16 protein-coding genes are annotated in these 21,292 nt (G+C 65.0%); 7 read left to right on the forward strand and 9 right to left on the reverse strand.

All coding sequences use genetic code 11. The features are described from left to right. Position 1: 1 nt before the first annotated feature. From QA645_RS02690 to QA645_RS02705, 4 genes are all read left to right on the forward strand, one after another. Positions 2–865 (forward strand): ABC transporter permease, encoded by an 864-nt coding sequence (locus QA645_RS02690; RefSeq protein ID WP_283048012.1) that lies wholly within the window; start codon positions 2–4, stop codon positions 863–865. Further along, the gene (gene araD, locus QA645_RS02695; protein WP_283048014.1) at positions 862–2,598 is read left to right on the forward strand and encodes an L-arabinonate dehydratase; all 1,737 of its coding nucleotides are present in this window, start codon (positions 862–864) and stop codon (positions 2,596–2,598) included. The genes QA645_RS02690 and araD overlap by 4 nt, the downstream gene beginning before the upstream one ends. A gap of 10 nt (positions 2,599–2,608) precedes the next feature. Further along, positions 2,609–3,328, forward strand: coding sequence for a ribonuclease activity regulator RraA (locus QA645_RS02700; protein WP_283048016.1), 720 nt, complete (start codon positions 2,609–2,611; stop codon positions 3,326–3,328). A 78-nt stretch (positions 3,329–3,406) separates the two neighbouring features. Next, positions 3,407–4,498: an SMP-30/gluconolactonase/LRE family protein gene (locus QA645_RS02705; RefSeq protein WP_283048018.1), complete on the forward strand. Its 1,092-nt coding sequence runs from the start codon at positions 3,407–3,409 to the stop codon at positions 4,496–4,498. An 80-nt stretch (positions 4,499–4,578) separates the two neighbouring features. Here the strand turns inward: QA645_RS02705 and QA645_RS02710 are convergent, their stop codons facing one another. From QA645_RS02710 to QA645_RS02725, 4 genes are all read right to left on the reverse strand, one after another. After that, positions 4,579–6,687: a S9 family peptidase gene (locus tag QA645_RS02710; RefSeq protein WP_283048020.1), complete on the reverse strand. Its 2,109-nt coding sequence runs from the start codon at positions 6,685–6,687 to the stop codon at positions 4,579–4,581. 278 nt (positions 6,688–6,965) lie between these two features. After that, positions 6,966–8,153, reverse strand: coding sequence for an aminotransferase class V-fold PLP-dependent enzyme (locus tag QA645_RS02715; protein ID WP_254127734.1), 1,188 nt, complete (start codon positions 8,151–8,153; stop codon positions 6,966–6,968). A 161-nt stretch (positions 8,154–8,314) separates the two neighbouring features. After that, positions 8,315–9,040, reverse strand: a complete 726-nt coding sequence (locus QA645_RS02720; RefSeq protein ID WP_283048022.1) for a thermonuclease family protein — start codon at positions 9,038–9,040, stop codon at positions 8,315–8,317. A gap of 327 nt (positions 9,041–9,367) precedes the next feature. Further along, positions 9,368–11,095: a hypothetical protein gene (locus QA645_RS02725; RefSeq protein WP_283048023.1), complete on the reverse strand. Its 1,728-nt coding sequence runs from the start codon at positions 11,093–11,095 to the stop codon at positions 9,368–9,370. A gap of 412 nt (positions 11,096–11,507) precedes the next feature. Here QA645_RS02725 and QA645_RS02730 point away from each other — a divergent pair, with 412 nt between their 5' ends. After that, complete coding sequence (locus QA645_RS02730) at positions 11,508–12,356, forward strand: caspase family protein (protein WP_283048025.1); 849 nt, start codon at positions 11,508–11,510, stop codon at positions 12,354–12,356. Between the two features lie 170 nt (positions 12,357–12,526). Here the strand turns inward: QA645_RS02730 and QA645_RS02735 are convergent, their stop codons facing one another. The 3 genes from QA645_RS02735 to QA645_RS02745 form a co-directional block, all read right to left on the reverse strand. Next, entirely contained in the window at positions 12,527–13,414 is an 888-nt protein-coding gene (locus QA645_RS02735; protein WP_254127738.1) for an HlyD family efflux transporter periplasmic adaptor subunit, read from the reverse strand. Between the two features lie 199 nt (positions 13,415–13,613). After that, positions 13,614–14,885, reverse strand: coding sequence for a Spy/CpxP family protein refolding chaperone (locus tag QA645_RS02740; RefSeq protein WP_283053641.1), 1,272 nt, complete (start codon positions 14,883–14,885; stop codon positions 13,614–13,616). A gap of 330 nt (positions 14,886–15,215) precedes the next feature. Then, positions 15,216–16,274 carry a LysM peptidoglycan-binding domain-containing protein gene (locus QA645_RS02745; RefSeq protein ID WP_283048027.1) on the reverse strand — a complete coding sequence of 353 codons (1,059 nt, stop codon included), beginning with the start codon at positions 16,272–16,274 and terminating at the stop codon, positions 15,216–15,218. Between the two features lie 149 nt (positions 16,275–16,423). Between QA645_RS02745 and QA645_RS02750 the strand changes: the two genes are divergently transcribed. After that, entirely contained in the window at positions 16,424–17,116 is a 693-nt protein-coding gene (locus tag QA645_RS02750; RefSeq protein ID WP_283048028.1) for a hypothetical protein, read from the forward strand. Positions 17,117–17,254: 138 nt separating this feature from the next. After that, positions 17,255–19,918: an EAL domain-containing protein gene (locus tag QA645_RS02755; protein ID WP_283048030.1), complete on the forward strand. Its 2,664-nt coding sequence runs from the start codon at positions 17,255–17,257 to the stop codon at positions 19,916–19,918. Between the two features lie 13 nt (positions 19,919–19,931). Here QA645_RS02755 and QA645_RS02760 read toward each other — a convergent pair whose 3' ends face one another. After that, entirely contained in the window at positions 19,932–20,618 is a 687-nt protein-coding gene (locus QA645_RS02760; protein ID WP_283048032.1) for an ATP-dependent Clp protease proteolytic subunit, read from the reverse strand. Positions 20,619–20,632: 14 nt separating this feature from the next. Beyond that, entirely contained in the window at positions 20,633–21,184 is a 552-nt protein-coding gene (locus tag QA645_RS02765; protein WP_283048034.1) for a hypothetical protein, read from the reverse strand. Positions 21,185–21,292 lie beyond the last annotated feature (108 nt).

Here is a 21,292-nt window from a genome sequence, read left to right on the forward strand (position 1 = left end):
CATGGGCGAAGCGAGAATCTTGCTGCGTGATGCGCCGATCGCTGCTGCCAGCGGCGCGGGTGAGGTCGAGCGCAAGCTGAGCGTAGCCGAGCTGCTGTGGAACGACGGCTTTGTCCGCAAGACCGTCATCATCCTGTTCCTCGGCGCGGTCTGGGAGGCCTACGGCGTTTATCTCGACAATCCCCTGCTGTTTCCGACGCTGCACGACACGATCATGACGCTGTTCGATCGCGTGAAGGACGGCACCATCCCGATGCGGGCCTGGACCTCGCTGAAGGTCCTGTTCATGGGCTATTCGGCCGGCATCGTGCTGGCCGCTGTTTTCACCGTGCTCGCGATCTCCACGCGCATCGGCACCGACTTCCTGGAAACGGTGACGGCGATGTTCAACCCGTTGCCGGCGATCGCGCTGCTGCCGCTGGCGCTGATCTGGTTCGGGCTCGGCAATGGCAGTCTCGTTTTCGTGCTGATCCATTCGGTGCTGTGGCCGGTCGCACTCAACACCCATTCGGGCTTCAAGAGCGTGTCCAACACGCTGCGCATGGTCGGCCGCAATTACGGTCTGCGCGGGCTGCCCTATGTGGCCAGAATCCTGATCCCGGCGGCCTTCGGCTCGATCCTGACCGGCCTCAAGATCGGCTGGGCCTTCGCCTGGCGCACGCTGATCGCGGCCGAGCTGGTGTTCGGTGTGTCCTCCGGGCAAGGCGGGCTCGGCTGGTTCATCTTTGAGAACCGTAACCTCCTCGACATACCTGCGGTCTTCGCAGGCCTCTTGACGGTGATTATCATCGGGCTCTTTGTCGAGAACCTGATCTTCCGCGCCATCGAGCGGAACACCGTGCAAAAATGGGGCACCCAATCATGACCAAGAAGAAAACACCCGACCAGCTCCGCAGCGCCCGCTGGTTCGCACCCGATGATCTCCGCTCGTTCGGCCACCGCTCCCGCGCCATGCAGATGGGCTACGCCCCCGAGGAGTGGAAGGACCGGCCGTGCATCGCGATCATCAACACCTGGTCCGAAGCGCAGCCCTGCCACATGCACTTCAAGTCGCGCGTCGACGACGTCAAGCGCGGCATCCTGATGGCCGGCGGCCTGCCGGTGGAATTGCCGGCGCTGTCACTCTCGGAATCGCTGCTGAAACCGACCACCATGCTCTATCGCAATCTGCTTGCGATGGAAGCCGAGGAGCTGCTGCGCAGCCACCCGGTTGACGGCGTGGTGCTGATGGGCGGCTGCGACAAGACCACGCCGGCGCTGCTGTTGGGTGCGACCTCGATGAACATTCCGGCGATCTATCTGCCGGCAGGTCCGATGCTGCGCGGCAACTGGAAGGGCAAGACGCTCGGCTCCGGCTCCGACGGCTGGAAATACTGGGACGAGCGGCGCGCCGGAAAGATCTCCGACAAGGACTGGCTCGACATCGAAGCCGGCATCGCCCGCAGCTACGGCACCTGCATGACCATGGGCACGGCCTCCACCATGACCGCGATCGCCGAAGCGATCGGCATGACGCTGCCGGGTGCCTCCTCGATCCCCGCGGCGGACGCCAACCACATCCGCATGGCCTCCGAATGCGGCCGGCGCATCGTCGAGATGGTGTGGGAGGACCTGACGCCGAAGACGATCCAGACCCGAAAAGCCTTCGAGAATGCGATTGCGGTCGCGATGGCGATGGGTTGCTCGACCAATGCCATCATCCATCTGATCGCGCAGGCCCGCCGTGCCGGCCAGGACATCGGGCTGGACGATTTCGAGATCGCGAGCCGCAAGGTCCCTGTTATCGCCAACGTCCGTCCGAGCGGCGATGCCTATCTGATGGAAGACTTCTTCTATGCCGGTGGCCTGCCGGCCTTGATGGGCCAGATCAAGGACCATCTGCATCTCGACTGCATCACGGTGAGCGGCAAGACTCTCGGTGAGAACATCGACGGCGCCGAGGTGCACAATGCCGATGTCATCCGCGGCATCGACAATCCCATCTACAAGGAAGGCGCGCTCGCCGTGCTCAAGGGCAATCTGGCCCCCGATGGCTGCGTCATCAAGCCGTCCGCCTGCGCGCCGCGTTTCCTCAAGCACACCGGTCCCGCGCTAGTGTTCGACGATTATCCGTCGATGAAGAAGGCGGTCGACGATCCCGATCTGGACGTCACCGAGGATCACATTCTCATTCTGCGCAATGCGGGCCCGCAGGGCGGTCCGGGCATGCCGGAATGGGGCATGCTGCCGATTCCGACAAAACTCGTGAAGCAGGGCGTGCGCGACATGGTGCGCATCTCGGATGCGCGCATGAGCGGCACCAGCTACGGCGCCTGCATCCTGCACGTCTCGCCGGAGTCCTACATCGGCGGCCCGCTGGCGCTGGTGCAGAACGGCGATCGCATCACGCTCGACGTTGCCGCGCGCACCATCAATCTCGATGTATCAGAGGCCGAACTCGACAAGCGCCGCGCCGCCTGGAAGCAGCCGGAGCGCCGCTTCGAGCGCGGCTACGGCTGGATGTTCACAAAACACATCAAGCAGGCCAATGACGGCTGCGACTTCGACTTCCTCGAGACCGATTTCGGCGCGCCGATCGGCGAGCCGTCGATTTACTAGAGAGAACAATATGTCCAAACTCAGCGAAGCCACCCGCAACAAGCTCAAATCCGTCTCCACCGCGACCGTCGCCACCGCGCTGTTCAAGCGCGGCCTGCGCATCCAGATGATCCAGGATGTGCATCCGCTCGGGGCCGACCAGCCGACCATGGTCGGCGAGGCCTTCACGCTGCGTTACATGCCGGCGCGCGAGGATCTCAACACCATCGACGTCTTTAGGGATCACTCGCATCCGCAGCGCAAGGCGGTCGAGGATTGCCCGCCGGGCGCGGTGCTGGTGATGGACAGCCGCAAGGACGCGCGCGCGGCCTCGGCCGGCGCGATCCTGGTGACGCGGTTGATGAAGCGCGGCGTCGCCGGCGTCGTCACCGACGGTGGCTTTCGCGACTCCGCCGAGATCGCCAAGCTCGGCATCCCCGCCTATCATCACCGCCCCTCGGCGCCGACGAACCTCACGCTGCACCAGGCGATCGAGATCAACGTCCCGATCGGTTGCGGCGATGCGCCGGTGTTTCCCGGTGACGTCGTCCTCGGTGATGCCGACGGCGTCATCGTGATCCCCGCGCACCTTGCCGATGAGATCGCCAACGAAACGTTCGAGATGACCGCGTTCGAGGACTTCGTCACCGAGGAGGTCGGCAAAGGCCGCGGCATTTTCGGTCTCTATCCCGCGACCGATCCGCAGACGCTCACCGACTTCGCGGAATGGCGGAAGAAGAACGGCCGGTAAAGCCACGCATCACGACCACGTCAAGAAACAGGCCGGCCACATCAAGGTGCCGGCCTTTTACAAGCAGGGAGGACTTTTATGAATTTCACGCGACGCAATCTCTTGACCGGCGCAGGGAGCGCGGCGGCTTCGATGCTGCTGGCCCGCGCGGCCGGCGCCCAGTCGTTTCCGTTCACGCCGGCCCAGCGCTATCCGGACCCGGCCGTCCAGATCCTCGATCCGAGTTTTACAAAATACCGACTCTATTCCTCGACGCTGGAGCAGGTTGCGACCGGCCTCCGTTGGGCCGAAGGCCCGGTCTACTTCCCGGAAGGCGGCTATCTGCTGTTCTCCGACATTCCCAACAACCGGATCATGAAGTTCGACGAGAAGACCGGGCAGACCAGCGTGTTCCGCGCCAACGCCAATTACGCCAACGGCAATGCGCGCGACCGTCAGGGTCGGCTCGTCACCTGCGAGCACTCCGTCACGCGCCGCATCACCCGTACCGAGAAGGACGGCAAGATCACCGTGCTTGCCGACAAGTTCGAGGGCAAGCGGCTGAACGCGCCGAACGACATCGTGGTGAAGTCGGACGACAGCATCTGGTTCACCGATCCCACCTTCGGCATCGGCGGCGAGTGGGAGGGCAAGAAGGAGAAGCCGGAGCAGGCCACCACCAACGTCTACCGCATCGCCAAGGACGGCAAGCTCACCGCCGTGCTCACCGATCTCGTCAATCCCAACGGCATCGCCTTCTCGCCGGACGAGAAGAAGCTCTATGTCGTCGAGTGGAAGGGCACGCCCAATCGCAGCATCTGGAGCTACAATGTCGGCGACGACGGCTCGCTGAGCGGCAAGACCAAGCTGATCGATGCCGCGGATCAAGGCTCGCTCGACGGCTTCCGCGTCGACCGCGACGGCAATCTCTGGTGCGGCTGGGGCTCGAACGGCGCCTTGCAGTCCGAGCCGAGCGACGTCGGCGGCCGCAAGGTCTATCAGCTCAAGGGCAAGTCGGAAGACCTCGACGGCGTCATGGTGTTCAACCCCGAAGGTAAGCCGCTCGCCTTCATCAAGCTGCCCGAACGCTGCGAAAATCTCTGCTTCGGCGGTCCGAAGAACAACCGCCTCTATATGGCGAGCTGCCACTCGATCTACGCGCTCTATGTCGAGACGCAGGGCGCGGTGTGAGGACGGCTGTGGGGCGGTAACTCGCCCCACAAACTCCGCCGTCGTCCCGGCGTTCGCCGGGACGACGTCTGTGGATGTCGCTACACCCCGGCCTCCGCCATCCCCGTCGCCCACAGCGCGAACGCATAGACGATCGCGACCTCGTCGAGCCGGTCAAAGCGTCCCGAGGCGCCGCCGTGGCCGGCGCCCATGTTGGTGCGGAGCAGGACAGGGCCGCCGCCGCTCATGGTCGCGCGAAGACGCGCGATCCATTTGGCCGGCTCCCAATAGGTGACGCGGGGATCGGTCAAGCCGCCCATCGCCAGGATGGCCGGATAGTCCTTGGCCGCGACATTGTCGTAGGGCGAGTAGGACAGGATGGTGCGGAAATCCTTCTTGCTCTCGATCGGGTTGCCCCATTCCGGCCATTCCGGCGGCGTCAGCGGCAGCGTGTCGTCGAGCATGGTATTGAGCACATCGACGAACGGCACTTCGGCGACGATGCCGGCGAACAATTCACCGGCGCGGTTCGCGACCGCGCCCATCAGCATGCCGCCGGCCGATCCGCCATGGCCGACGATACGCTTGGCGCTCGTGTATTTCGCATCGATCAGCGCGCGGGCACTGGCGGCGAAATCGTCGAACGAATTGGTCTTCTTCTCGCGCTTGCCGTCGAGATACCAGCCCCAGCCCTTGTCGGCGCCGCCGCGGATATGGGCGATGGCGTAGACGAAGCCGCGGTCGACCAGCGACAAACGGTTGGCGTTGAACGAGGCCGGCATCGCCATGCCGTAGGAGCCGTAGCCATAGAGCAGCAGCGGCGCCGCGCCGTCGAGCTCGAGCCCGCGACGATAGAGGATCGAGACCGGCACCTCGGCGCCGTCCTGCGCCTTCGCCATGATGCGCGTGGTGACGTAGTCGGCCGCATCGTGGCCGGACGGAATCTCCTGGCGCTTGCGCAAGGTGCGCGTGCGCCTGGCCATGTCGTAGTCGTAGACCTCCGACGGCGTCGTCATCGACGAATAGGCAAAGCGCAAAGTCGTCGTGTCGAATTCGTAGGAGCCCATCGTGTCCAGCGAGTAGGCGGCCTCGTCGAAGGCGATGGCGTGCTCTTCTCCGCCGGCGAGTTCGCGGATCACGATCGCCGGCAGCGCGTTGGCGCGCTCCAGCCGCACCAGATGGCCGGCATAGAGATCGAGGTCGATGATGTAGATGCCGGGACGATAGGGGATCAGGTCGCGCCAGTTCTTCCGCTCGGGTTGGCTGAGCGGCGCGGTGACGATCTTGAAGTCGATGGCGTCGTCGGCATTGGTGAGGATGAAGAGCTCGTCGCCGCGATCGGCGAGCGAATATTGCACGCCCTCTTCGCGCGCCGCGACGAGACGCGGCGGCGCGTCCGGATGGGTGAGATCGATCAGCCGCTGCTCGCTGGTCTCGTGGTCGCCACCGGCGATCACGCAGAAGCGGCCGCTGGTGCTCTCATGCAGATGGGTGAACCAGCCGGAATCCTGTTCCTCATAGACCAGCGTATCGTCGGCCTGCCTGGTGCCGAGCCTGTGCCGCCACACCTGCATCGGACGGTGATTGTCGTCGAGCTTCACATAGAAGAAGGATTTCGCATCCTTGCTCCAGACCACGCCGCCGTCGGTCTCCTCGACGACGTCGTCGAGGTCGTTGCCATCCGCCCAGTCGCGCACGCGGATCGTGAAATATTCCGAACCCTTGGTGTCGGCGCTCCAGGCCTGTAGCTTGTGATCGTCCGAGTGGCGGCTGCCGCCGAACTTGAAGTATTTGTGGTCCTTGGCAAGCGCATCGCCGTCGAGCACGATATGGCTTTCGCCGCCGTCACGCGGCATGCGGCCGAACAATTCATGCTGGCCGCCCTCGCGAAACTTGCGGAAATAGGCGAACGGTCCATCCGGCGACGGCACGCTGGAATCATCTTCCTTGATACGCCCGCGCATCTCGCGCACCAGCGTCTTCTGCAGGCCTGCCGTGTGGCCGAGCAGGCTCTCGGTGTAGCCGTTCTCCTCATCCAGATATTTGCGGATGTCGGGATCGAGCACCTTGGGATCGCGCAGCACCTCCTGCCATTTCGCGTCCTTCAGCCAGGCATAGTCGTCGGTGACGGTGATGCCGTGGTGGGTGAAGGAATGCGGCCGGCGCGGGGCGACGGGAGCGGTCGGGGTCGTGCTGGCGGATTTGGGCAAATCGATCCTCGATACAGCCGGAGTGTCTGGCCTCTATATCAGATCGAATGTGGGGGATTTAAAGAAGGCGAATGTGGCTGTGAGGCTCAGGCCCTCGCCACACATTCCGCCGTCGTCCCGGCGAACGCCGGGACCCATAACCCCAGCGAGGAGTTTGGCGAAGACTGGCAGTTAAGAGGTCTTCCCGCGGTACACCCACCGCGGGCAACCGATAGATCACGCGGTATGGGTCCCGGCTTTCGCCGGGACGACACCGAGTGTGTGGCGTGCGCCTGCGCCTACACCGCCACCTGCTCGCCCAGATACGCCACCGCCGCCTCGAGCCCGCCCTTGCCGTGCGGGATCTTCAGCGCGTTGAGGCCGACCTCGATCACGCCCAACGTGCCGAGCAGCATCGGTGCGTTGACATGGCCCATATGGGCGATGCGGAACGCTTGTCCGGAGAGATCGCCGATGCCGGTGCCGAGCACGACGCCGCATTTCTCCTTGCAATAGCGCTGCAGCACCGCGGGATCATGGCCGGTGGTCATGGTCACCGTGGTCACGGTGTTGGAGCGCTCGTGAGGTTCGGCGACGTTGAAGCCGAGCACCTGGCCCTCCGTCCACGCACCGACGGCGCGTCGCGTGGCCTCTCCAAGCAGGGCGTGGCGGCGGAACGCGTTCTCCAGCCCTTCCTCGTGAATGAGATCGATGGCCTGGCGCAGCGCGAACAGCAGATGCACCGGTGCGGTGCCGGCATATTTGCGATAATTCTCCGTGCCCTCGCGCTCGCTCCAGCTCCAATACGGCGTCGCCATGTTGGCGCGTCTGTGGACCTCCTGCGCGCGTGCGCTGGCGGCCACGAAGCCAAGGCCGGGCGGTGTCATCAGGCCCTTTTGCGAGCCGGACATCGCGACGTCGACGCCCCATTTGTCCATCTCGAACGGCATGCAGCCGAGCGAGGCGACGGTGTCGACCATGTACAGCGCGGGATGGCCGGCCGCCTTGATGGCCTTGCCGATCGCCTCGATGTCGTTCTGCACGCCCGAGGCGGTGTCGATCTGAACGACGACCACGGCCTTGATCTTGTGCTCGGTGTCGCGGCGCAGCCGCTCCTCGACCTCGTGCGGCCGCACGGCGCGGCGCCAGTCGCCCTTGAGCACCTCGACCTCGGCGCCCATCAAGGCTGCCGCATTGCCCCAGCCGATCGCAAACCGTCCGCTCTCCAGCACCAGCACCTTGTCGCCGCGCGACAGCACGTTGCTCAGCGCGGCTTCCCAGGCGCCGTGGCCGTTGGCGATGTAGATGTAGGACTTGCCCTTGGTCGCGAACAAACCAGAGATGTCGCGCAGCAGGCTCTCGGTCAGGTCGAGCATCTCCCTGGAATAGATGTCGATCGCCGGACGATGCATCGCCTGCAGCACCGCGTCGGGCATCGTGGTGGGCCCGGGGATGGCCAGAAATTCCCGGCCCGCGCGAACGGTCATTGCTATCTTCCTTGTGTCGTGAAGACTGTCTGGAGGGTTGCTTCGTTACGCTTTTACGCGCCGGCGGCCTGCAAGAAAAGCGCGCAAAACGCAGGTCTGGGGCTCTTTGTTTTGAGCATGGTCTGGTCGGAAAACCGCGTCACACTTTTCCGGACCATGCTCTATCTCTTGGTTTCCCGGCAGCCGGCGGCCTCGGCCTCCTCGACCGAACAGAACCAGCGGGTGCCCTTGCTGATCTTCATCTTGATCTGGGTGTACCAGCGGCTGGTCGGGGTATGGTAGATGCACTCGCCGGCGGTGTTGACGTTGCCCTTGATGGTGCAGTCCGGCGAGGGCGCAACCGGCCCCGAGGCCGAGGCGAGCAGCACCGAATGGGCGCCTTCGGGCGGCTTGGTGGCGCCCAGAATCGTCGTCTTCTTGTTGCGCACGCGCCAGTCCCAGGGGGCGATGAAGGCGCCCTGCCACATCCCGGCTTTCGCCTCACGCGCGGCAGCTTCGTCGGCCTCGTAGTCCTTGGAGATGCGGACATAGGCCAGCGCCCAGCCACTGCGCACCAGCCATTTCTGGATGTCTTCGCCGCCGACCTCGCAGCGCGCCACCGTGCGGCCGCGCCGGTCGATCGAGCGGGCATGGCAGACCCAGTTCTTGCCCTCGGTGTATTTGGCGAGTTCGTCGCGTGCGGCGACGCCGCAGGTCCAGCGCTCGGATTTGTTGTTGAGGCAGAGCTGGTCGGCCGATGGCGCGTCGATGCCGCCAAGCCGGATCCGCGTGTTGCCGATCAGGACGGAATCGCCATCACGGACCTTGGCGGTGCCGGTGATGTCGGCCGCCTGCGCCAGCGAAGGCAGGCTGAGCAGAGACAGCGCAATCAGGAATTTTCGCAACATGCCGGTCCGCATTGTCGTCCGCATCGTCTTGGGAACTTGATAAGCCGCGCAATTGTGGTCGGCTTTGGGCCACGCGACCAGCATATGCCTAACGGAGAGGCTTTCAACTTCCCGTCATTGCGGACTTGCTTACCCTCCCCTGGAGGGGGAGGGTCGATCGCGCGAAGCGCGAGCGGGGTGGGGTGACAGTCTCTCCGCGATCAACAGTGCCCGAGTGGAGAGATCACCCCACCCCGTCACGCAATCTCGCTTCGCTCGATCACGTGCCGACCCTCGAGCGAGCTACGCTCGTCTCGGACCCCTCCAGGGGAGGGTAAGAGCACGACCTCACCGTCCCGCCATCGCCCGCTTCGCCACCGCCAGTCCCATCAACACGAACGCCGACGTCACCTCGGGCCCGCCGACCAGGATCCGCGTCGGGGTCTTCATCTTGTTCCATTCATAGGCGCGGAACGGGCCGCGGCGGCCGCCTTCACCGAGGGCATCGACGATCACGTTCAGAGCGGGGGCAAAGGCGCGCGGGTCGGCGCCGAGATGGCCGAGCGCGATCAGCGCCAGTGCCGCGTCGAACACGTTCATTTCCGCCGCCATCAGCTCGCCCTTGACGTAGGACAGCACGCGATGGCGGATGAAATCGAAATCGCCATCGGGATCGATCGCGGCCTGCGCGCCCAGCGGCAGCGCCAGGAAGGCGGCATAGCAGCGGCCGAAATAGGCGCTGTAGAGCTCCGGCAGATAATAGATGTGCGAGCGCGGATTGGCGAAGGCGCCGCTCGCCGCCAGCCGCTTCTGGAAGCCGATGATGCGATGCACGGTCGCGAGCCGCGCCGGCGTCTCCAGAATCTTCCAGCGCGCCAGGTTGCGAAAGCTCACTTCGAGAATGTCGAGATTGAGCGTCGGATCGAGATCGTTGCCGTAGGGGCGCTCGCCCTTGAGGTTGTCGATCCAGGTCGCAACGCCGCCCTCGTAATCGATATTGTCGTTGAGCGGCACCGTCACGCGCGGCTCGTTGACACCCGCATGCACCTGGTAGCCCGAATAGAAATCCAGCAGCGGCTGGTCGATGATCGCATCGGTGCAGCCGGCCTGCGTCGCCGCGGAGATCGAGCACGCCGTGGTGTCGCAATCCGGCACATAGACGCCGAAGCCGAGGTCCTGCTTGATCTGCGCAAAATAGCGCGAAAAGCGCGGATGCGGCGCCGGCGCGAGCGCGGTGATGACGTTGAAGCGCTGGCCGTCGATACCTTCGACTTCTTCGCGGCTGATGTTGACGCAGAAATCGACCATGTCGGCGATCGCGCGCTCGGCCGCGGTCTTGTCGGCGGGGGTGGCGAGCCCGGTCTCGACGTAGCTGAGCAATGCTTCAATGAAGAACGCGTCGTAATAGGCCGAGCGGTGGCGGATCTGCACCGGCTCCCACATCGGTTCGGCAATGCCGCGCCAGGGCGGGTTGACCACGGCGGCGGCCTTCGAGCGCGCGATGAAGACGCGGGCGAGGTTGAACAGCAGCGACGAATTCTTGTAGCCGCGCGCGTTCAGCCCGGTGAGCGCCATGATCAGCTCGCGCCCGCGGAAGTCGGGATCGCCGATCAGGTTGAACGCGGCATAGGTCGGCAGGAAACCGTTCTTGCGGTACGAGCCGAGCAGATGCTGCGCGCAATCGCGGATCACGCCATCGATGTGCGATTGCGCCGGCATCGCGCCGACGAAATTGACCGGCGGCGGTTTTGGATGGTCGAGCGCGATGGTGTCGACGAGGTCGGCAATGGGCTGGCCGACCGCAGCCCAGTCGGGCTCGGTCTCGTCGCGGGCGCGGACCAAAGCCGCGCGCAGCCGGGTCAGCCTGGCCTCGTCACGCAGCTCGCTCAGGCCGGCGCGGCGCAGCAACACCCGCAGCGCGGGATTGCCGAGCGCGGTCTTGTAGAATTTTGCCAGGTGCGGATCGCCGTTGCTTGTAGCAGACAATACAGGATCGCAGACGTCATAAAGGGAGGGGCCGTCTTTGCGCGCCGTCAGCGCCCGGCACGCGGCTCCTGCGAAATAATGAAAGCTCATGAAATACCTGGTCGCGGGGGACTTGTCCGGGGAGCGGGTCGATGACCCACCCCCTGCAAGTCTTTGAAAAAGCTACCCGGATTCGCAGGAAATTCAAATGTGACTAACGTCACAGAAAAACCCGGCACGGGAGCTGCATGATCAACCTCCGGAAGGTTACGGGGAGACCCAGAATGGAGAAATTCGGATCGTGTAATTAACCAACATATTCAGCGGCTTAGATCAAATTTTGGGCGATCTATTGCCGTGCTGGCTATATCCGGTTAAGGGTTTGTTTGGTGCGGCGCCGCAAATTGCGCGCAATTCGGGGACACATCCCCGGCCAATCCCTCAAACCTGAAGACGCCATCGCGCTACTCAAACAGTGTGCGCGCGCTAGGCCGGTCTTTGGCACTGACAGGAATGAAGCGAGATGAATGTAAGGCAGCTCGACATTTCCCGACGTTCGATTGCCCTGGCCGCCGCCCTCATCGGCACGGTGTCGCTGGCGATCGGCGCCCATGCTGCCCTCAACATGCGCTCGCTCGACGCCGCCAAGGCCGTCTCGACCGATCAGGTCACGGGTTCGGTGGGCCAGAGTTCGCGTCTCGCGCTGGTCATCGGCAATGGCCATTATCCCGACGCCACCGCGCCGCTGACGCAGTCGATCAACGACGCGCGGGCGCTGTCCTCGTCGCTGCGCAAGAGCGGTTTTGACGTCGACATGGTGGAAGACGCGAGCAAGGACGACATGGTCCGCGCCGTCAATCGCCTCAAGTCCCGCATCAAGCACGACACCACCGTCATGCTGTTCTTCGGCGGCTACGGCGTGCAGGCCGGCCGCGAGAGCTACATGCTGCCGGTCGACGCCGTGATCTGGAAGGAAAGCGACGTCCGCCGCCAGGGCGTCTCCATCGAGGGCGTGCTCAACATGATGAAGGAGCAGGGCGCCAAGGCCAAGCTCGTCGTCGTCGATGCGTCCCGCCGCAATCCCTATGAGCGCCGCTTCCGCTCTTATTCGCATGGCCTCGCGCCGATCGGCACGCCCGACAATGCGCTGATCCTCTCCTCGGCCTCGCCCGGCAAGGTCGTCGACGACGGCAAGGGCGAACACTCGACGCTGGTCAGCGAGCTCCTCGCCAATCTCAATGCGCAGGGCAGCGCCGAAAGCGTCTTCAACAAGACCCGCGTCGCCATCTCCCGCGCCTCCGAAGGCGACCAGGTCCCGGCGGTTTCGTCCTCGCTGCTCGAGGACGTGCATTTCGATCAGGCCGGCGGCTAGTTCTTTCTCGTAGAGCTTGCGAGCTCTCGTAGGGTGGGCAAAGGCGCAACGCGCCGTGCCCACGATCTCCCAAAGGTTCAATTCGATAGAGGACGTGGGCACGCTACGCTTTGCCCACCCTACGGCATGCGTGTGTGCCGCACGACTGCCTCTCCATCGTGCGGCGCGAGCTACTTCGCCGCCTCCGCGGCCATCACCGGGCGCACGGGATCGCCTTCGCGCAGCAGCGCGCCGGCACGGGCGACGACGATATCGCCTTCGTTGAGGCCGTCGCGGACTTCGATATTGCCGCCCGACATCAATCCGGTCTCGACGCGCTTGGTCTCGACGCGATTGCGGCGGATCACCTGCACCACGGTGCCGGCGGATGAATATTGCACCGCTGTCAGCGGCACCGCGACGTTGCAGCTCTGCCCGGTCTTGATCAGTGCACGCCCGCTCGCATTCAGCAGCAGCCGCTTCTGCGAGGAGATACCGATATAGACCATGCCTTGCTGGATGTTCGGCTCGACCGTCGGGCCGATGCGGCGCACCTTGCCGTCGATATCGCCGGCGCCGGCGATGCGCACGGTGACGGGCTGATTGACCGCGAGCTTCCTGACATCGTTGGTCGCGACCAGGGCGACGAGATCATATTCGCTGCGCGCCACGATGGTGAACAGCGCCTCGCCCTTGGCCGAGGCGAGGTTGCCGATCTGCGCGGTCGAGGTGGCGATGACGCCGGCGACGGGGGCGGTGACCTGCAGCGTGCCGCCTTCGGGCAGCGCCAGCCGCGCCAGCACTTGCCCCGCCGTCGTGGTATCGCCGGCTTCGGCCAGGACTTCCGTCACCTTCAGCCCCGGGCGCTCGGGCCGCACCGAGGTCTCCTCGCGCGCGATGATCGTGCCGGTGGCCTCGACGATGTCGGAGAAACAGGATTTTGCCGCCTTCAGCACCGTGACCGCCGGCCCCTTGGGCGCGTCGTCATCGGCCGCGCGCACCGGCTGGGTGGAGACCAGCACCAGTCCGGCAAGGGCAACGAAGGTCTGGGGAAAGGAACGCGCAGGCAATGAACGCATCGGTCAGTCCGGTTGGCGGCAAGAAGGCTTCAATCGATAGCAGAAGCGGCAGCACTGGGCCATGGGCTGACCGGATGAGAAATGCCGCAGCAGCGCAGGCGGCGTGGTGCCGCCCGTTGAATTAGTCACTGCACAAGCCAAGAGGTTCGCCGCCCTTATCCGGCCCCGCATGGGAGGGAACGGGGAGAGTGCCGACCGCTCACATCGCGCGCTTCGGTCCGATCGCCTCGAAGCCGGCCTTCTGCCCGTCGCTCAGGTCGGCTTCGAAATCATCGAGCGCATCGACGACGCCGCCGATCGCCTGCCGCATCTTCTCGAGCCGTGCCTTCACGGCGGCGAGGCGGGCCTGTGGTGTCGCGGCCGCTTTGATCGTGCAAGGACTGAGCGTCTCCATCGTGCGCAGCGTGGTGTCCTGGAGCACGTCGAGCCGGGCGCGCGCGGTGTCGTCGAGCTTGAGCGCGCCGGCGATATCGGCCGCGGGCCATTGCTGTTGCACGAGCTGCTCGTATTGGCGCTGGGCCTGCACATCGTAGCGGGGGTCGTAGTTCGGATCGCAGGCTGAGGCTGTCTGCGCGTCCTTGTGCTGGGCGGAGGCAAGCGCAGCGCGGCGTTCGTTGGCCAGCGACTCGAGCTTTGCTTTCTGGCTGTCATCGAGAAGGTCGACGAATTTGGCCAGCGGTGCCGCCAGTGCATCCGTTGCCTTGATCATGGCATCAAGCCTTGTCTGCATCACGCCAAGGCGTTCCGCCGCGATCATTGGCGCCTGCGCCGGGCACGAGGCGCGGATGGTATCGCGCGCCGAGGCCCAGGCGGCGCTGAGATCGTCGAGCGCGGTGCGCTGCATCTCGTTCGGCTGCACCGCGGCGGCGATGCGGTCGACGGGCAAGCCGCCGGTGTCGCTGCCATCACAGACCGCCTCCACCGACGGGACTCTTCGCGCACGACGTCCCTGCGGCGCGGTGTAGGCGGCGAGCTCCGGGGCCGCATATGGCGCGAAGATCGCCGCATAGATATCGCCATAGCCATAAAGCGAGAGGCTGGTCGTGTCGCCGAAGACCACCGCGGTGGTGAGATCGTCATGCGCGAACGGCCAGAACACGGGACCGATCCAGCCATAGCTGCCGTCGGGGTGACGCCACCAGCCCTGCGGACGGCGGCCGCCGTGCCAGCCTGACAGTGCGGCACCCGCTGTGAGGGCGGCACGCAAAACGTAGGGGTTGGCGGGCTGACCGCGCTCGGCACCACGTGGGTCCTGCGATCTCAACGCGGCGTCACGGGTGCGGCCGCTTCGCACGCCCATGCGCGCGTGGCGCAATCGCGACAGGCCGATGACGTGACCGACGGCGAAGCGCGCAACGCCGAGCGGCCCGCCGCGCAATCCGAACTGCGCTTCCGCGCGATTCGGCAACAGCATTGCCAGAATCGCGAAGACCGCACCCACGAACGGCAGTCCCAAGCGCGATCGCGACATGACCGTTGAGTTGACCACCGAGATGATCACTTCTTGGCCCTCCTCCAGCGCCAAGCGCGCACCACGTCTCATCAAGAAGACGCGCCGGGGAACCAAAGGTTCCGCGCCGAGACGGTCAAAGCGTCGCGGAGTGTGACGATGCGGTGCCCTTACCTCGCCCCGCTTGCGGGGAGAGGTCGGAACGCATCGTCAGATGCGTTCCCGGTGAGGGGGTAAAGATCTATCGAGGGACGACGCTCGCGGAGAGAGCCCTCTCACCCCGCGCTCAGCGCGAGCGCAGCTCGTCGCGGCCCCGTAAGAACGGGGCGAGGGAGAAGGACAAACCGCGCCTCACGGTGCCCTTTGCGGCATCACAAAGGTCTGGCCGGGATAGATCAGATTGGGATTGTGGATCTTGTCACGGTTGGCGTTGACGATCAGCGCGTAGCGGTTGCCGTCGCCATAAGCGAGACGGCTGAGCGCCCAGAGGCTGTCGCCGCGGGACACCACGCGGCTGCCGCCGGCTTCCGCCGGTGCGGTGCTGAGGGCGTCCGCGGGCGAGGCGGACGCGACCGTCGCACCCGCTGCAGGCACCCGTGCCATGGACCTGGGCTTGGGCGTGCCCATCATGCGCGGCCGAGCCGCGGACCGGTCGGGTATCGCGGCCAGGCGCGGCGCCGGCAGCGACGCGACCACGTCCGATTTGTCTTCTTGCGGCTTGGCGTCCTGCTTCGCAACCGGTGTGACGCGCGCGGGTGGCGGTGCGGCTTCGGCAACAACCACCGGCATGGTGCGGCTGGATTGCGTGACGGTGCCATCGGGCGCCTTGGCGCGCAGCGTCAGCTCATAGCTGCCGGCGGGAAGCTTTGGCGGGGTCATCACGAACTGGCCCGACGCATCGGCCACCACGCTGTCGAGCGGCTGGCCATCACGCAGCAGCTCGACCTTCGAACCCGGCGCGGCCTGGCCCGCGATCACCGCGGCCTCGCCATGATCGTCGACGCGGGCGACGTCGAAACGGGGGCCGGTGTCCTTGACGGCCGGCTGCGGCTTGGCCGGCGCGATGTCGGCCAGCGCTGCGACCTGCTTCTGGGTCTCGGCCAGCGCGCCCGCTTTCGGCGCGTCGACCGGTGCCGGCGAGGCGGATGGTGCAGCCCCGGCGAGCTTCGGTTCTTCGGTGTTCTGCTCTGTCTTGGGCTCGGCCTTGGAGTCGGTCTTGGGCTCGGCCTTGGCTTGTGCGCTGGCCTCCGCCTTCACCTCAGGCTTGCCATCAGGTTTGGCGACGACCGCGACTTCGGTGCCCGTCCCGCCCGGCAGCAGACGGCGCAGCTCGGTCGGGCCGATCACCAGGACGGTGCCGCCCACCGCGAGCAGACAGAATGCAATGAAGGCCTTGGATGCGGTGATCATCAGTCGTCAAACCTCAGGTCGCAAATCAACTCCGGCAAAGTGCGCCGTTTTGGCTACGGCAGCAAGACGTTCAATGGGATGAACCGAGCTACCCCCTGTCGCGTCAAATGGGCGAGGCCGCACTGCGGCATTTTTTAAGGATTTTTCTCGTGACCGCATTTTATCGCGCCGCGCCATGGCTGGTGCTTGCGCTGATGCTCGCCGCCGCCCCCGCGCGCGCGGCCTCCGGCCCGCCGTCCGGTTTCGTCCTCACCGACGATGCCGATCTCGCCTTCACCTCGCCCGACGGCGCCACCAAGCTCGAGCAGTATATGAAGGACGGCGGTAATTGGGACGTCAAATGGCAGGTCTGGGCGCGGCACGGCGACCGGATGACCGAGCTGAAGCCGGAGCAGGGCTACGGCGCCGGCTTCCGCTTCACCAGCGACTCGCAATGGCTGGTGCGGATGCAGAAGACCGGCTCGGGCGAGCAGGATCTATTTCTTTACCATGTCGAGAACGGCGCCTTCGTCAGCGCCACCAGGAAGTCGCTCAGCGATCTCGCCTGGGACTATTTTCACAGCCGGCCCGATACGAAGACCATGAAGCTCGACTACCACATCTCGGCCAATCTCATGAAAGGCACCGAGGATGCCTATCGCTGGCTCGGCGTCGACTGGCCCAACAACCGCTACCTCCTGATCTCGCTGTCGGGCGAGATGGACAAGCATCCGAAGAACGTCGCCGTGAAGGGACTGGCCGACTGGAAGTGTCGCTATGATCTCAAGACCGGCAAGTTCGACGTGCCGGCGATGTTCGCCAAGGGCAACGCGGACGCGCTGAACTGGGAGATCAAGCGGTGACGTTTCATCGCCTGCCTCATCGCTTGCCGCGCGGGGGTATCAACTCCCTGATTTTGTTCCGATTCACATTTTCCTAACCGTGACTGGTAACGGGGTCTTGTCGGTTTTGCTGCATCTTGCATCCCACGGGAGGACGGGATGGGCGCATCAATCCGATGGACCGCGCGCTTGCGCGTGCTGCTTCGCCAATGGCGGGGCGCGCCGCTGACGTGGCTGATCGTCGGCGGCTTCGTGCTGATGGCGGCGATGGCCATCGGCACCGGACTCACTGTCGACCGCTTCCGCCAGAACGCCATCGAGAGCGGCCGCGACAGCCTGGAAAGCTCCGTCCGTCTGCTCGCCCGCCATTTCGACCGCGAGTTCGAGGACTTTGCGGTACTCCAGAAGAGCATCATCGCCGAACTCGAAGGCCATGGCATCGATTCCGCCGACGTGTTCCGCAGCGAGATGGCGACGCTCGCGATGCATGAGGTGTTGCGCACCAAGGCCAGCGGCTGGTCCGACGTCGCCGGCGCCAACGTGTTCGATTCCCGGGGCATACTGATCAACTCGTCGAAGCGGTGGCCGGTCGCCGATATCTCGATCGCCGATCGCGGCTTCTTTCAACGTCTCGCGAACGATCCGGCTTCGCAGGAAGAGATCGAGGTCGTGCCCGGCCGGTTCGGCAATGGTCCGGCGATCGTGATCGCGCGACGCGTGTCGGGCCCGCATGGCGAATTCCTCGGCCTGGTGTCGCGGGCGATTACGCCGGAGCAGCTCGAATCCTTCTTTGCCTCGACCGGTCTCGGCGAGGAATCCTCGATCGCGATGCACCACCAGAACGGCCAGCTGCTGGCGCGCGTTCCGCACGTCGACGCCATGATCGGGCAGAACTACCGCACCGGCTCGCCGGAGCAGATGGCCGTGTTCGAGCGCACCTTCGTCACGACGCAGCTCACGAGCCCGATCGACGGCAAGGACCGCATCGTCGCCTCGCGTATGCTGACCGGCGAACCGCTGGTCGTGGTCGCCACCAAATCGCTCGACGCGACGCTCACCACCTGGCGTACCCAGACCAAATTCTTCGTTGCCGTCGCCGTGCTGTCGATCGGCCTGCTCGTGCTCACGCTGTTCCTGATCTTCCGCCAGGTGACGCGTCGCGTCTCGCTGGAGAAGCAGCGGCTCGACACCGCCATGAACACGATGACGCAGGGCCTATTGATGTTCGACCAGGACGAGCGGCTGATCGTCTGCAACCGCCGCTACATCGACATGTACGGGCTCTCGACCGCGGTGGTGAAACCCGGCGCCTATTTCCGCGACGTGATCCAGCATCGCGCCGACACCGGCTCGTTCGACGGCGACGTCGATTCCTATTGCGACGACATCCTGAACAGCGTCGGACGGATCCAGAGCAACATCGTCGAGACCTCCGACGGCCGCCTGATCGAGATCAAGAACCAGCCCGGCGCAGCGGGCGGCTGGCTTGCCACCCATGACGACGTCACCGAGCGCATCCGTGCCGACGAGCGCATCGCGCATATGGCGCATTACGACGCGCTGACCGACCTGCCCAACCGCGTGCTGATGCGCGGGCATCTGGAACGGCGCGTGGCGGAGCTTGCCCAAGGCAATCCGTTTGCGATCCTCTACATCGACGTCGACGAGTTCAAGGGCGTCAACGATTCGCTCGGCCACGAGGTCGGCGACGAATTGCTGCGCCAGGTCGCCGGCCGCCTGCGCGCCTGCGTCAGCGGCAACGATCTGGTGGCGCGTCTCGGCGGCGACGAGTTCGCCATCGTCAAGGCCGGCACCTGCGACCAGGCCGCACTGAGTGCGCTCGCCGAACAGATCCTGACGTCGCTGCGCATGCCGGTGGACTGCAAGGGCCAGGAGATCACGACCGATGCCAGCATCGGCATCGCGATCGCGCCCGACCACGGCGACAATCTCGAAGACCTGCTCAAGCGCGCCGATCTCGCGATGTACGCCGCGAAGTCGGAAGGACGCGGCACCTTCCGCATCTTCGTGAGCGAATACGACGCCAAGGCGCGGCAGCGCCGCCAGCTCGAGCTCGATCTGCGCCAGGCGCTCGCGCGCGGCGAGTTCGAGGTGCACTACCAGCCGCTGGTCGATCTCTCCGCCAATGTCGTCAACGGCTGCGAGGCGCTGCTGCGCTGGCGCCATCCGGAGCGCGGCATGGTCTCGCCCGCGGATTTCATTCCGGTCGCTGAAGACACCGGCCTGATCGGCGAGATCGGCGAATGGGTCTTGAGGCAGGCCTGCACCGAGGCCGCCTCGTGGCCCGGCGACATCCACATCGCGGTCAACGTTTCGCCGGTGCAGTTCCGATCCAAGACGCTGGCGCTGAAGGTCGCCGCCGCACTCGCCGAGTCAGGCCTCGCGCCGGGACGGCTCGAGCTGGAGATCACCGAGACCGTGCTGATCCGCGACGACGAGGAGGCGCTGACCATCCTGCAGCAGCTGCGCGAGCTCGGCGTGCGCATCGCGCTCGACGATTTCGGCACCGGCTATTCGTCGCTGAGCTATCTGCACCGTTTCCCCTTCGACAAGATCAAGATCGACCGCAGCTTCATCAGCGACATCGGCCAATCCGAGGATTCCTCGCCGATCGTCCAGGCCGTGGTGCACATGGCCGCCGCCCGCCACATGGCGACGACGGCGGAAGGCGTCGAGACCGAGGCGCAGCGCGAAGTGCTGCGGCAGCTCGGCTGCAGCCAGATGCAGGGCTGGCTGTTCAGCCCGGCGGTGCCGGCGGCGAAGCTGAAGCTATTGCTGTCGAAGCAGGCGGCCGCGGCTTAAGGCGCGCGTACCGCTAGCGGGCTGGCGTGCGGACCAGGCTGTCGACGACGCCCGAGCCCTCGGCGACCAGATCCTGGCCGCTCATCCAGACATCGCCGCTCGCGATCTTCCGCCGCATCATGGCAAGCCAGGCCGGGTTGACGCCGCGGATGTCGAAATCGGTGTGGAAGAAATCGTCAGTGATCGCGGTCTCGAGGGTCTTGACCATTTGCGAGACGGCAGCTCGCTCGGAGTCACTGAACTCTTTCCGCTTCAGATTTTCCTTGGCGCTCCGATCCAGGCTGACCTGGTGAAACATGAAATAGGCTTCGGGATCGGCGTTGCGCTCGCGGCCTGTGAGAAAGATCGGAACGCACATGGAGGCGCAGACGCCGGCCTTCTCGACCAGGGTGTCGATCGCCCGGTCGCGTGTGCGGATCGCGGCGACGACCTTGCGCCCGTGCTCGACCGAGCCGCCCGGCGAATTGAGAATGAGGACGAGGTTGCGTCGATCCGCCTTGTAACGATCGAGCGCCGCAGCGACACGTTCGCTCATCGGCTCCTGCACCGGCCCGCTCCAGCCCAGCACGATGCGGTCCGGCTCCTCGCGCACGGACAGGGTTTGCCGAGATGCCACGTCGCCGGAGCCCGAGGGCAATTGGAAGTAGCCCCAGACGAGCAGGATGCCGCCGATCCAGACCAGGGTCTTGAGCAGTGTCACGGCGCAAGACGCCTTTATGGATTGAATGAATTGAGTGCGCGCCAGAATAGGAGCAGCGCAGTGAAATCAAACAGGGCCAGCATGCCCGCCAGGACAACAAACGACAGCGTACGATTCCAGAGCTTGGTCTCCGCGGCGTAGAAGATCGAGACCGCCGAGCGGTCGGTCGTCGAGCGCACCGGCACCAGGGCTTCGCCGCCACCGCTCGAAAAAAGCATCATGAAGCTGTGAGGGATCGGCGCCTGATCAGGCCTGGCGACCGATTTGATCTTGGCGTTGCAGGTGGTGATCACGAAGTTCAATCGTTCGCACTTCCCATCCGTGACCTGCAGATCGTACGCCGGCTGCCAGGTCCCGGCCAACCGATGGTCGCGCCAGAGGTCCGGACCATAGCTGACCAGGTGGAAGTAAAGCCCTGCGCTGCAAGCCACCAGGATGATGAACCAGCGAAGCGGGCTGCCACCGCCGGCCATCTCATTGGCCACCGGGCTTGAAGTGACGGTCGCGCCGGCATTGACTGCCTGTGCAGCCGCACCAACTCCGGATTGACGCTTGCCGAACGCCATTGCGGTAACTCCCGACATGCAGATCGGCTGCAATCTAGGGATGCAACCCATAAGATTGGCCTAAAACGTATCGGCAAATTCTCAGGATACGGACGTCGATGGCGCGCG

Source organism: Bradyrhizobium sp. CIAT3101 (assembly GCF_029714945.1).
In the GTDB taxonomy this organism is placed as follows: Bacteria; Pseudomonadota; Alphaproteobacteria; order Rhizobiales; family Xanthobacteraceae; genus Bradyrhizobium.